The organism is Flavobacterium sp. WC2409, assembly GCF_041200085.1.
Taxonomy (GTDB): domain Bacteria; phylum Bacteroidota; class Bacteroidia; order Flavobacteriales; family Flavobacteriaceae; genus Flavobacterium.
In genome coordinates this window covers 570,001-583,618 of sequence record NZ_CP165625.1, presented here as the reverse complement: position 1 = coordinate 583,618, position 13,618 = coordinate 570,001, and the positions used below count along the sequence as shown (strand labels likewise).

The 13,618-nt window shown below is 41.9% G+C and carries 3 protein-coding genes, 4 tRNA genes and 6 rRNA genes (1 of these 13 cut by a window edge); 1 reads left to right on the top strand and 12 read right to left on the bottom strand.

The features are described 5' to 3' along the window. Positions 1 to 46: 46 nt before the first annotated feature. Positions 47 to 1,660, bottom strand: coding sequence for an alkaline phosphatase PafA (pafA, locus tag AB3G34_RS02655; RefSeq protein WP_367768216.1), 1,614 nt, complete (start codon positions 1,658 to 1,660; stop codon positions 47 to 49). Positions 1,661 to 1,851: 191 nt separating this feature from the next. Between pafA and AB3G34_RS02650 the strand changes: the two genes are divergently transcribed. Beyond that, on the top strand, positions 1,852 to 2,628 hold the full coding sequence (locus tag AB3G34_RS02650) for a methyltransferase domain-containing protein (RefSeq protein ID WP_369753364.1): 777 nt from the start codon (positions 1,852 to 1,854) through the stop codon (positions 2,626 to 2,628). A gap of 155 nt (positions 2,629 to 2,783) precedes the next feature. Here AB3G34_RS02650 and rrf (AB3G34_RS02645) read toward each other — a convergent pair. From rrf (AB3G34_RS02645) to AB3G34_RS02595, 11 genes are all read right to left on the bottom strand, one after another. After that, a 5S ribosomal RNA gene (gene rrf / locus AB3G34_RS02645) occupies positions 2,784 to 2,893 on the bottom strand. 168 nt (positions 2,894 to 3,061) lie between these two features. Next, positions 3,062 to 5,947: ribosomal RNA gene (locus tag AB3G34_RS02640) — 23S ribosomal RNA — on the bottom strand. A gap of 184 nt (positions 5,948 to 6,131) precedes the next feature. Further along, positions 6,132 to 6,205: transfer RNA gene (locus AB3G34_RS02635), tRNA-Ala, on the bottom strand. 116 nt (positions 6,206 to 6,321) lie between these two features. Continuing rightward, positions 6,322 to 6,395, bottom strand: a tRNA-Ile gene (locus tag AB3G34_RS02630). Positions 6,396 to 6,522: 127 nt separating this feature from the next. Next, a 16S ribosomal RNA gene (locus tag AB3G34_RS02625) occupies positions 6,523 to 8,036 on the bottom strand. A gap of 3 nt (positions 8,037 to 8,039) precedes the next feature. Further along, complete coding sequence (locus tag AB3G34_RS02620; protein ID WP_367768211.1) at positions 8,040 to 8,204, bottom strand: hypothetical protein; 165 nt, start codon at positions 8,202 to 8,204, stop codon at positions 8,040 to 8,042. A 1,235-nt stretch (positions 8,205 to 9,439) separates the two neighbouring features. Next, positions 9,440 to 9,549 (bottom strand): 5S ribosomal RNA (gene rrf / locus AB3G34_RS02615). Positions 9,550 to 9,716: 167 nt separating this feature from the next. Next, positions 9,717 to 12,602 (bottom strand): 23S ribosomal RNA (locus tag AB3G34_RS02610). 184 nt (positions 12,603 to 12,786) lie between these two features. Beyond that, a tRNA-Ala gene (locus tag AB3G34_RS02605) sits at positions 12,787 to 12,860 on the bottom strand. A gap of 115 nt (positions 12,861 to 12,975) precedes the next feature. Further along, positions 12,976 to 13,049, bottom strand: a tRNA-Ile gene (locus AB3G34_RS02600). Between the two features lie 127 nt (positions 13,050 to 13,176). Further along, a 16S ribosomal RNA gene (locus tag AB3G34_RS02595) occupies positions 13,177 to 13,618 on the bottom strand (it continues 1,072 nt past the right edge of the window). The 16S, 23S and 5S rRNA genes sit together here with 4 tRNA genes alongside, the layout of an rRNA operon.

The following is a 13,618-nucleotide window of genomic DNA, read 5'->3' as shown; positions in this document are numbered from 1 at the left end:
AAAAAGGTGTATTTTCAAATACACCTTTTTTCGTTTCTATCATAACCTAGTCCTTTAAAACTTCCTCAAGAACATTTGCTTCAGTTCCATTCGGAAAAGAAACCTTAATCTTCTGCGCGATTGTGGGCGCAATTTGAGTAATGACTTTTTTATCAAATGATTCTCCCTTTTTAATATGCCAACCGTAAAAAATAGCGGGAACGTGAGTATCATAAGTATAAGTAGTTCCATGAGAAGTTCCTGTTCCAAGGTACTCGATATAACCAGGTTTATCTAAAATAACTAAATCGCCATTTTGAGTTACATCATATCCCTTAGCGATAAAGTTCAAGAAATAATCATTACCTGTTGAATTTAAAATTTCATCTTCAGTATACACTCTTTTGACATAATCCTGAGTCATTAAAAATTCTTTAAAAGCCTCTTTTACTACACTTAAATCAAGGTTTTTAGTTTTAATAATTTCTTCATTAAAAAATAAATTGAAATTTGAATAATTTAAAACTAAGTCCGTTCCAAAAGTTTTCACAGAAAAATCCTTTAAATTATTTCTAATATCTTTAGGACTTATACTGCTTACATTGTATTTATGATCTTTAAGATAGTTTACATTTTCAGCACCTGCATGATCAGCAGTCAAAAACAATAAGTAATTATCTTTTCCAACTGTTTTATCTAAATAATTCAAAAACTCAGCAATTGTTTGATCTAATCGCAAATAAGTATCTTGTAGTTCCATTGATCTTGGCCCTAATAAATGACCTACATAATCTGTTGAAGAAAAACTAACTGTAAGGAAATCAGTAATATTATCTTTACCTAATTCCTCTTTTTCAATAGCTTTCATTGCAAATTCTGCCAATAAATTATTTCCAAAAGGAGTAGATCGCAATACACCAGCATCATTTTTAGCATACATATCCTTTAAATTATAAGGAAAAACGGGAGCCACACTATTATATAACTTCCCTTCATAAGGATTATTATCCTCTAAACTTTCATCATAAGTAGCTTTTGGTTTCAATAAATCCCATCCTTTATTGATATATGACATATAATGCTTTTCATCATTGAATTTTTGAACCCAATCAGGTAATTTTTCACCATAAAAAGAACTAGAAATAAAAGAACCTGTTTTACTGTACCAAAAAGCCCAATTTGCAAAATGACCAGCAGGTAATATAGCACCACGATCTTTAAGACTCAAACCGATTACCTTACCTTTAAAATTAGTACCCATTCTCAACTCATCAGTAATTGTAGTCGTTAAAAGATTTTTAGGAGACATCTCACCTTCTTCTTTAGTTCCATCCCCTACAGTGTTCACACTTGCATCATCTGTGCAATACATCTCTTTACCCAATTTTCTACTAAACCACTCATTACTTACAATACCATGAATTGCCGGAGTTGTACCTGTATAAATTGAGGCATGCCCAGGAGCAGTATAAGTGGGCATATAATTATAATGCATATTTTGAAAAGTATATCCATTTCCCATTAATCTTTTGAAACCATCATTTGAAAAATCATTCGAAAAACGATATAAATATTCCATTTTCATTTGATCAACAACAATACCTACTACCAATTTAGGTCTCTCCTGTGCTTGTAAATTTGACATGATAATAACAGCCAAAAACAAAAATATTTTCTTCATAATAAAATTTTATAACAACAAAAATACATTATAGATTTCAGAAACCGAAAATATGAAACAAATAAGAGAAAGAATTAATATAATAATAACTTTTATGATTATATTTAATTATAAAACAATCCAATTATTTCTACACACTATCCAAAATGGTTTAAATTTAAATTGTGAATTATCTTCTAAAAACACAAATAATGGAAATGTATGATAACAAAGAAATTTTTCAGAAATCTTGGGATAAAAATTACTTGTCAGAAGAATTAATTCAAGCACAATGGGCAGAATTTGTAGAACTTAAAAAGGTCATTACAGAATTGTATCAAAGAAAGAAAACACCTTTGTCTATTCTTGATATCGGAATTGGAAATGGCAGAATAGCAAAGCATCTTAGTGGAATTCCTGAAATGTGGAAAATGGTGGGTTCATATGACGGCACAGATAATGCCGAAGCCTGTGTAATACTGTCAAGACAGACAGCAAAAGAATTAAAAATTGATGATAAAGTAGCGATCTATCTTGAAGACGCCATCAACTTAGATAAATGGAAGAAAAAATATGATTTAATTATTATCACATGGTTCACAGCTGGCAATATTTACCCTAGCAATTTTTCTTTTGAAAGGTATAACCCCTTAGAGAGGCGGCTGGATCTAACAAAAAATGAAAAATTCGAAATTATATTTTCAAATTTATACAAGTTGTTGCGCTCTGGAGGGGAAATAGTAATAGGTGCATGCTACATTGACAATGATAAAACTAGACTTAAACAAGAACATTCCTATAAAAAAATGGGAATGACAATAATCACAGATGCTAAAGATAGTTTTACCGCTACAAAAGAAGGTTTCTGGTCTCAGCGTTTTACGGAAGAAAAAATACGGAACTATTTATCTTTTGTTGAAACCGAAAAAATATCATTCAATTCCCTTGATACTTATGATTATGCGATGCAAGTAAGAATTAAAAAATAAATAAAATATGCAGTTACTTTAAAAACGGAATAAAAACCCCTTCGATTAAATCATTAGGATTGCCATTTCTTCTCTAATACCCATTCCTTGAAGAAAAATCGATTTTTTTGCGCACAAAAAAACCCTATCCAAATAAATGAATAGGGTTCTCAAAAGAAAGGCGACGACATACTCTCCCACATAACTGCAGTACCATCTGCGCAGGCGGGCTTAACTACTCTGTTCGGGATGGGAAGAGGTGAGCCCCGCCGCAATAACCACCTTAAGAAGTTATAATTGCTTTGGGCAATTTTTCAATGATTGTTTATCTTACGATAAAAATCTATTGAACAATATCTTAACATACTGAGATAAAGAAAAAAAATATTGTAGTTCCTGAAATAAATTCAGGATAAAAGAAAGTTTCCCCAGCCTCTTGCGAGGCTGGAAAGGTGTACATAAGCTTACGGATTATTAGTACTACTCGACTATGACATTACTGCCTTTACATCTATAGCCTATCAACGTGGTCATCTCCCACGATCCTTAAAAGAAATCTCATCTTGTGGTGGGTTTCGCGCTTATATGCTTTCAGCGCTTATCCCTTCCAAACGTAGCTACTCTGCCATGCCACTGGCGTGACAACAGATACACTAGAGGTTTGTCCAATTCGGTCCTCTCGTACTAGAATCAGATCCACTCAAATTTCTTGCGCCCACAGTAGATAGAGACCGAACTGTCTCACGACGTTCTGAACCCAGCTCGCGTGCCACTTTAATGGGCGAACAGCCCAACCCTTGGGACCTTCTCCAGCCCCAGGATGTGACGAGCCGACATCGAGGTGCCAAACCCCCCCGTCGATATGAGCTCTTGGGGGAGATCAGCCTGTTATCCCCGGCGTACCTTTTATCCTTTGAGCGATGGCCCTTCCATGCGGAACCACCGGATCACTATGCTCTACTTTCGTACCTGATCGACCTGTATGTCTCTCAGTCAAGCTCCCTTATGCCATTGCACTCTACGCACGGTTACCAAGCGTACTGAGGGAACCTTTAGAAGCCTCCGTTACTCTTTTGGAGGCGACCACCCCAGTCAAACTACCCACCAAGCAATGTCCCCCGCAAAACGGGGTTAGGCCTCAGATAAACAAAGGGTTGTATTTCAACAATGACTCCACAACGCCTAGCGACGCCACTTCACAGTCTCCAACCTATCCTACACATCATTTATCCAAGGTCAATACTAAGCTATAGTAAAGGTGCACAGGGTCTTTTCGTCCCACTGCGGGTAAACGGCATCTTCACCGTTACTACAATTTCACCGAGCTCATGGCTGAGACAGTGTCCAGATCGTTACACCATTCGTGCAGGTCGGAACTTACCCGACAAGGAATTTCGCTACCTTAGGACCGTTATAGTTACGGCCGCCGTTTACTGGGGCTTCATTTCAATGCTTCTGGTTACCCATAACATCTCCACTTAACCTTCCAGCACCGGGCAGGTGTCAGGCCCTATACTTCATCTTACGATTTTGCAGAGCCCTGTGTTTTTGATAAACAGTCGCCTGGACCTCTTCACTGCGGCCAGCATTGCTGCTGGCGACCCTTCTCCCGAAGTTACGGGTCTATTTTGCCTAATTCCTTAGCCATGAATCTCTCGAGCACCTTAGAATTCTCATCTCGACTACCTGTGTCGGTTTGCGGTACGGGTACTATTAACCTGAAGTTTAGAGGTTTTTCTTGGAAGCCCTTAGGTGCACTATCTCTTTGTCCGAAGACGCCGAGTACTATCGTATTTCCCCAAAACCCGTGGATTTGCCTGCGGGTCTTATAGGTAGGTACTTCAACGAACTATTCCGTCAGTTCGCGGCACTTTCATCACTCCGTCACCCCATCACAGTTAACAGTAGTACGGGAATATTAACCCGTTGTCCATCGACTGTCCCTTTCGGGTTCGCCTTAGGTCCCGACTAACCCACAGCTGATTAGCATAGCTGTGGAAACCTTAGTCTTTCGGTGTGCGGGTTTCTCGCCCGCATTATCGTTACTTATGCCTACATTTTCTTTTCTCACCGGTCCAGCATACCTTACGATACACCTTCTACCCTGTGAGAATGCTCCCCTACCACTTACAATAAATTGTAAATCCATAGCTTCGGTAATATACTTATGCCCGATTATTATCCATGCTCGTCCGCTCGACTAGTGAGCTGTTACGCACTCTTTAAATGAATGGCTGCTTCCAAGCCAACATCCTAGCTGTCTATGCAGACAAACCTCGTTCTTTCAACTTAGTATATATTTGGGGACCTTAGCTGATGGTCTGGGTTCTTTCCCTCTCGGACTTGGACCTTAGCACCCAAGCCCTCACTGTTAGTGAACATTATATAGCATTCGGAGTTTGTCAGGAATTGGTAGGCGGTGAAGCCCCCGCATCCAATCAGTAGCTCTACCTCTATATAACTTTATAACTAACGCTGCACCTAAATGCATTTCGGGGAGTACGAGCTATTTCCGAGTTTGATTGGCCTTTCACCCCTACCCACAGATCATCCCAAGACTTTTCAACGTCAACGGGTTCGGTCCTCCACTATGTGTTACCACAGCTTCAACCTGTCCATGGGTAGATCACACGGTTTCGCGTCTAACACTACTGACTAAAGCGCCCTATTCAGACTCGCTTTCGCTACGGATCCGTGGCTTAACCACTTATCCTTGCCAGCAACGTTAACTCGTAGGCTCATTATGCAAAAGGCACGCCGTCACCCCACGAAGGGGCTCCGACCGCTTGTAAGCGTATGGTTTCAGGATCTATTTCACTCCGTTATTCACGGTTCTTTTCACCTTTCCCTCACGGTACTGGTTCACTATCGGTCTCTCAGGAGTATTTAGCCTTAGCGGATGGTCCCGCCAAATTCAGACAGGATTTCTCGTGTCCCGCCCTACTCAGGATACCACTATCAATTATATCACTTACCTATACAGGACTATCACCCTCTTTGGTTCTACTTTCCAGTAGATTCTAGTTCGTTTTACATTGAATATCGTGGTCCTACAACCCCAACATTGCCGTAACAACATTGGTTTGGGCTAATCCGCGTTCGCTCGCCACTACTTACGGAATCACTTTTGTTTTCTTCTCCTCCGCCTACTTAGATGTTTCAGTTCAGCGGGTTTGCCCACCTATCGGTGTACTAGATCTTCAATCTAGTGGGTTGCCCCATTCAGGTATCTACGGATCAATCGGTGTGTGCCCGTCCCCGTAGCTTTTCGCAGCTTATCACGCCTTTCATCGCCTCTGAGAGCCAAGGCATCCCCCATACGCCCTTATTTTGCTTATTGTACCAATCCTAAAATTAATTAAGACCGTTTTTGTTTGTTTTCTACTATAAATAGTAAAAAACGCTTTCTACTTTTTATATTTTTCTTATCTCAATATGTCAATGAACTTTTATCGCTAGTTTAATCGTTTTTTCGTTTAATCGTTTAACCGATTTAACAAATCAACGTATCAACTTTTGATTTGTGGAGAATAACGGAGTCGAACCGTTGACCTCCTGCGTGCAAGGCAGGCGCTCTAGCCAGCTGAGCTAATCCCCCGTTTCAAATTTTAAATTATGAATGGTGAATTTTGAATTAATGTATAATTCATACTCATACTTCTAAAATTTCCTTTTATTCTGAATTTATTTCAGAATCTATTTAAGTATAAATAGTTGTCTCGGACAGACTCGAACTGTCGACCCCTACATTATCAGTGTAGTACTCTAACCAGCTGAGCTACGAGACACTCTTATTCTTAAATGGTATTATTTGAACTAACAGCAAGAGTAATAAATTCTTAATCTTTGTTTCCACTTTCTCTTTTCGTCTCTTTCCCTACCGTGCTTATAAATAAGCTAACACTAAGGCTCTAGAAAGGAGGTGTTCCAGCCGCACCTTCCGGTACGGCTACCTTGTTACGACTTAGCCCTAGTTACCAGTTTTACCCTAGGCAGCTCCTTGCGGTCACCGACTTCAGGCACCCCCAGCTTCCATGGCTTGACGGGCGGTGTGTACAAGGCCCGGGAACGTATTCACCGGATCATGGCTGATATCCGATTACTAGCGATTCCAGCTTCACGGAGTCGAGTTGCAGACTCCGATCCGAACTGTGACCGGTTTTGTAGATTCGCTCCTGGTCGCCCAGTGGCTGCTCTCTGTACCGGCCATTGTAGCACGTGTGTAGCCCAAGGCGTAAGGGCCGTGATGATTTGACGTCATCCCCACCTTCCTCACAGTTTGCACTGGCAGTCTCGTTAGAGTTCCCGACATGACTCGCTGGCAACTAACAACAGGGGTTGCGCTCGTTATAGGACTTAACCTGACACCTCACGGCACGAGCTGACGACAACCATGCAGCACCTTGTAAATTGTCTTGCGAAAAGTCTGTTTCCAAACCGGTCAATCTACATTTAAGCCTTGGTAAGGTTCCTCGCGTATCATCGAATTAAACCACATGCTCCACCGCTTGTGCGGGCCCCCGTCAATTCCTTTGAGTTTCAAACTTGCGTTCGTACTCCCCAGGTGGGATACTTATCACTTTCGCTTAGCCACTGAGATTGCTCCCAACAGCTAGTATCCATCGTTTACGGCGTGGACTACCAGGGTATCTAATCCTGTTCGCTACCCACGCTTTCGTCCATCAGCGTCAATATATTAGTAGTAACCTGCCTTCGCAATTGGTATTCCATGTAATCTCTAAGCATTTCACCGCTACACTACATATTCTAGTTACTTCCTAATAATTCAAGTCTAGCAGTATCAATGGCCGTTCCACCGTTGAGCGATGGGCTTTCACCACTGACTTACTAAACCGCCTACGGACCCTTTAAACCCAATGATTCCGGATAACGCTTGGATCCTCCGTATTACCGCGGCTGCTGGCACGGAGTTAGCCGATCCTTATTCTTACGATACCGTCAAGCTCCTTCACGAAGGAGTGTTTCTTCTCGTATAAAAGCAGTTTACAATCCATAGGACCGTCATCCTGCACGCGGCATGGCTGGATCAGGCTTGCGCCCATTGTCCAATATTCCTCACTGCTGCCTCCCGTAGGAGTCTGGTCCGTGTCTCAGTACCAGTGTGGGGGATCTCCCTCTCAGGACCCCTACCCATCGTAGCCTTGGTATGCCGTTACCATACCAACTAGCTAATGGGACGCATGCTCATCTTTCACCGATAAATCTTTAATAATTAAATGATGCCACTCAATTATACTATGAGGTATTAATCCAAATTTCTCTGGGCTATCCCTCTGTGAAAGGTAGATTGCATACGCGTTACGCACCCGTGCGCCGGTCTCTAATTCCGAAGAACTATACCCCTCGACTTGCATGTGTTAAGCCTGCCGCTAGCGTTCATCCTGAGCCAGGATCAAACTCTTCATCGTATATTATGCAAGAACCATAAATGATTCTCTATTTATTTTTGACTGAAGGTCTAGTGGTTTTTTCAAATCTCTCGATTCTATTACTCTTATTCTTTTGTCTTTGAAATCTCTCTCAAAAACGGCTGTCAATTCAATATGTCTAGGAACGTGTCTTATCTTGTTTTCCACTCGTAGCAACACTTAACGTGTTTCTCGAAGCGGGTGCAAAAGTACAACTTCTCTTTTTATCTGGCAAGAAAAATTTGAAGTTTTTTTAGAAAATAAATTTCCTAATTAATTCCGTTTGCTTGCCAGTATTTTAAAGAACGTCTGCGTTGTTGCGGGTGCAAAAATAACACCTTTATACCGTTATTCAATACTTTTAATGCCTTTTTTTTAACCTTTTCGCAACTTTGTTTTTAAGTTGTTGAAAACCCGTATTTTAAATAAAGTTTTTTTTATCCATCCAATACTCCCTACAGAGAAGCTTTAATAAAGCAGTTTGAACTACCTCCGCAAAATATAGCCTTTCCCAATAGCACTTCTATCGTCCTAACAAGACAGACTAACTACGCTCTTTCAATCGTATTTTATCCCATAAAAGCTTCTCTAAAAAAAAGAATGACCATATGAGATACGCCCAAGCCCCTTTTAAAGTCTGATCAACCCTAAATCAAAAACCAAAAACAGACAGTAGCAACTCCCTAAAGCAAAGCAAGTCCTTAAAATTGTCAGCAATCAGTTCCAATCTTTACCCAAACCGCGCTTCATTGACATAACAAAGCAATACTCTCGTAGCTCTTATCCAAAAATATTCTTTTAAAAGAATGCAAAATGAAATTAAGAAATCCACTTTAGACAACTCCTGTTCCATTTAAATTTCAATAACAATTGGATGAACCCTTCAGAGGTCTGATTTTTTTAGTCTGACCACGAAAATCGGATACTGTCATCGAATCATTCAAAAATACCCGTAAATTGTTTGCAGTAAAAATATACTCCAAACCTTTAGTGTTATAATTGAGTGAGAATTTCGTTTATGTTCCTATTGACTTATTTACTAGAGAATAAATTAAACTAAAGTCAATTGTCAGACTAAAATATATTAAGTTGATATTCCCTTATTTAATCTCAATCAAAAACCACTTCATTACATAACAAATGCTTTCGTCACTATAAATAATAAAACTATTACCCATACCAAAATCTAATAATTACTGCTTTGGTACATTTTTATATTCAGAAAAAAAGGTGATTTACATAGCAAAATCTGCCGAACTACGGTTGGATTAGATATATTGTTCTGAAAACACATAAATCATTAGGATTACTATTTCTTCTCTAATACCCATTCCTTGAAGAAAAATCGATTTTTTTTGCGCACAAAAAAACCCTATCCAAATAAATGAATAGGGTTCTCAAAAGAAAGGCGACGACATACTCTCCCACATAACTGCAGTACCATCTGCGCAGGCGGGCTTAACTACTCTGTTCGGGATGGGAAGAGGTGAGCCCCGCCGCAATAACCACCTTAAGAAGTTATAATTGCTTTGGGCAATTTTTCAATGATTGTTTATCTTACGATAAAAATCTATTGAACAATATCTTAACATACTGAGATAAAGAAAAAAATATTGTAGTTCCTGAAATAAATTCAGGATAAAAGAAAGTTTCCCCAGCCTCTTGCGAGGCTGGAAAGGTGTACATAAGCTTACGGATTATTAGTACTACTCGACTATGACATTACTGCCTTTACATCTATAGCCTATCAACGTGGTCATCTCCCACGATCCTTAAAAGAAATCTCATCTTGTGGTGGGTTTCGCGCTTATATGCTTTCAGCGCTTATCCCTTCCAAACGTAGCTACTCTGCCATGCCACTGGCGTGACAACAGATACACTAGAGGTTTGTCCAATTCGGTCCTCTCGTACTAGAATCAGATCCACTCAAATTTCTTGCGCCCACAGTAGATAGAGACCGAACTGTCTCACGACGTTCTGAACCCAGCTCGCGTGCCACTTTAATGGGCGAACAGCCCAACCCTTGGGACCTTCTCCAGCCCCAGGATGTGACGAGCCGACATCGAGGTGCCAAACCCCCCCGTCGATATGAGCTCTTGGGGGAGATCAGCCTGTTATCCCCGGCGTACCTTTTATCCTTTGAGCGATGGCCCTTCCATGCGGAACCACCGGATCACTATGCTCTACTTTCGTACCTGATCGACCTGTATGTCTCTCAGTCAAGCTCCCTTATGCCATTGCACTCTACGCACGGTTACCAAGCGTACTGAGGGAACCTTTAGAAGCCTCCGTTACTCTTTTGGAGGCGACCACCCCAGTCAAACTACCCACCAAGCAATGTCCCCCGCAAAACGGGGTTAGGCCTCAGATAAACAAAGGGTTGTATTTCAACAATGACTCCACAACGCCTAGCGACGCCACTTCACAGTCTCCAACCTATCCTACACATCATTTATCCAAGGTCAATACTAAGCTATAGTAAAGGTGCACAGGGTCTTTTCGTCCCACTGCGGGTAAACGGCATCTTCACCGTTACTACAATTTCACCGAGCTCATGGCTGAGACAGTGTCCAGATCGTTACACCATTCGTGCAGGTCGGAACTTACCCGACAAGGAATTTCGCTACCTTAGGACCGTTATAGTTACGGCCGCCGTTTACTGGGGCTTCATTTCAATGCTTCTGGTTACCCATAACATCTCCACTTAACCTTCCAGCACCGGGCAGGTGTCAGGCCCTATACTTCATCTTACGATTTTGCAGAGCCCTGTGTTTTTGATAAACAGTCGCCTGGACCTCTTCACTGCGGCCAGCATTGCTGCTGGCGACCCTTCTCCCGAAGTTACGGGTCTATTTTGCCTAATTCCTTAGCCATGAATCTCTCGAGCACCTTAGAATTCTCATCTCGACTACCTGTGTCGGTTTGCGGTACGGGTACTATTAACCTGAAGTTTAGAGGTTTTTCTTGGAAGCCCTTAGGTGCACTATCTCTTTGTCCGAAGACGCCGAGTACTATCGTATTTCCCCAAAACCCGTGGATTTGCCTGCGGGTCTTATAGGTAGGTACTTCAACGAACTATTCCGTCAGTTCGCGGCACTTTCATCACTCCGTCACCCCATCACAGTTAACAGTAGTACGGGAATATTAACCCGTTGTCCATCGACTGTCCCTTTCGGGTTCGCCTTAGGTCCCGACTAACCCACAGCTGATTAGCATAGCTGTGGAAACCTTAGTCTTTCGGTGTGCGGGTTTCTCGCCCGCATTATCGTTACTTATGCCTACATTTTCTTTTCTCACCGGTCCAGCATACCTTACGATACACCTTCTACCCTGTGAGAATGCTCCCCTACCACTTACAATAAATTGTAAATCCATAGCTTCGGTAATATACTTATGCCCGATTATTATCCATGCTCGTCCGCTCGACTAGTGAGCTGTTACGCACTCTTTAAATGAATGGCTGCTTCCAAGCCAACATCCTAGCTGTCTATGCAGACAAACCTCGTTCTTTCAACTTAGTATATATTTGGGGACCTTAGCTGATGGTCTGGGTTCTTTCCCTCTCGGACTTGGACCTTAGCACCCAAGCCCTCACTGTTAGTGAACATTATATAGCATTCGGAGTTTGTCAGGAATTGGTAGGCGGTGAAGCCCCCGCATCCAATCAGTAGCTCTACCTCTATATAACTTTATAACTAACGCTGCACCTAAATGCATTTCGGGGAGTACGAGCTATTTCCGAGTTTGATTGGCCTTTCACCCCTACCCACAGATCATCCCAAGACTTTTCAACGTCAACGGGTTCGGTCCTCCACTATGTGTTACCACAGCTTCAACCTGTCCATGGGTAGATCACACGGTTTCGCGTCTAACACTACTGACTAAAGCGCCCTATTCAGACTCGCTTTCGCTACGGATCCGTGGCTTAACCACTTATCCTTGCCAGCAACGTTAACTCGTAGGCTCATTATGCAAAAGGCACGCCGTCACCCCACGAAGGGGCTCCGACCGCTTGTAAGCGTATGGTTTCAGGATCTATTTCACTCCGTTATTCACGGTTCTTTTCACCTTTCCCTCACGGTACTGGTTCACTATCGGTCTCTCAGGAGTATTTAGCCTTAGCGGATGGTCCCGCCAAATTCAGACAGGATTTCTCGTGTCCCGCCCTACTCAGGATACCACTATCAATTATATCACTTACCTATACAGGACTATCACCCTCTTTGGTTCTACTTTCCAGTAGATTCTAGTTCGTTTTACATTGAATATCGTGGTCCTACAACCCCAACATTGCCGTAACAACATTGGTTTGGGCTAATCCGCGTTCGCTCGCCACTACTTACGGAATCACTTTTGTTTTCTTCTCCTCCGCCTACTTAGATGTTTCAGTTCAGCGGGTTTGCCCACCTATCGGTGTACTAGATCTTCAATCTAGTGGGTTGCCCCATTCAGGTATCTACGGATCAATCGGTGTGTGCCCGTCCCCGTAGCTTTTCGCAGCTTATCACGCCTTTCATCGCCTCTGAGAGCCAAGGCATCCCCCATACGCCCTTATTTTGCTTATTGTACCAATCCTAAAATTAATTAGGACCGTTTTTGTTTGTTTTCTACTATAAATAGTAAAAAACGCTTTCTACTTTTTATATTTTTCTTATCTCAATATGTCAATGAACTTGTATCGCTAGTTTAATCGTTTTTTCGTTTAATCGTTTAACCGATTTAACAAATCAACGTATCAACTTTTGATTTGTGGAGAATAACGGAGTCGAACCGTTGACCTCCTGCGTGCAAGGCAGGCGCTCTAGCCAGCTGAGCTAATCCCCCGTTTCAAATTTTAAATTATGAATGGTGAATTTTGAATTAATGTATAATTCATACTCATACTTCTAAAATTTCCTTTTATTCTGAATTTATTTCAGAATCTATTTAAGTTTAATAGTTGTCTCGGACAGACTCGAACTGTCGACCCCTACATTATCAGTGTAGTACTCTAACCAGCTGAGCTACGAGACACTCTTATTCTTAAATGGTATTATTTGAACTAACAGCAAGAGTAATAAATTCTTAATCTTTGTTTCCACTTTCTCTTTTCGTCTCTTTCCCTAACGTGCTTATAAATAAGCTAACAATAAGGCTCTAGAAAGGAGGTGTTCCAGCCGCACCTTCCGGTACGGCTACCTTGTTACGACTTAGCCCTAGTTACCAGTTTTACCCTAGGCAGCTCCTTGCGGTCACCGACTTCAGGCACCCCCAGCTTCCATGGCTTGACGGGCGGTGTGTACAAGGCCCGGGAACGTATTCACCGGATCATGGCTGATATCCGATTACTAGCGATTCCAGCTTCACGGAGTCGAGTTGCAGACTCCGATCCGAACTGTGACCGGTTTTGTAGATTCGCTCCTGGTCGCCCAGTGGCTGCTCTCTGTACCGGCCATTGTAGCACGTGTGTAGCCCAAGGCGTAAGGGCCGTGATGATTTGACGTCATCCCCACCTTCCTCACAGTTTGCACTGGCAGTCTCGTTAGAGTTCCCGACATGACTCGCTGGCAACTAACAACAGGGGTTGCGCTCGTTATAGGACT

Bases quoted from the DNA above. Each gene is read 5' to 3' on its own strand.
- pafA (WP_367768216.1), bottom strand. From the start codon at position 1,660: ATGAAGAAAATATTTTTGTTTTTGGCTGTTATTATCATGTCAAATTTA.
- AB3G34_RS02650 (WP_369753364.1), top strand. From the start codon at position 1,852: ATGGAAATGTATGATAACAAAGAAATTTTTCAGAAATCTTGGGATAAA.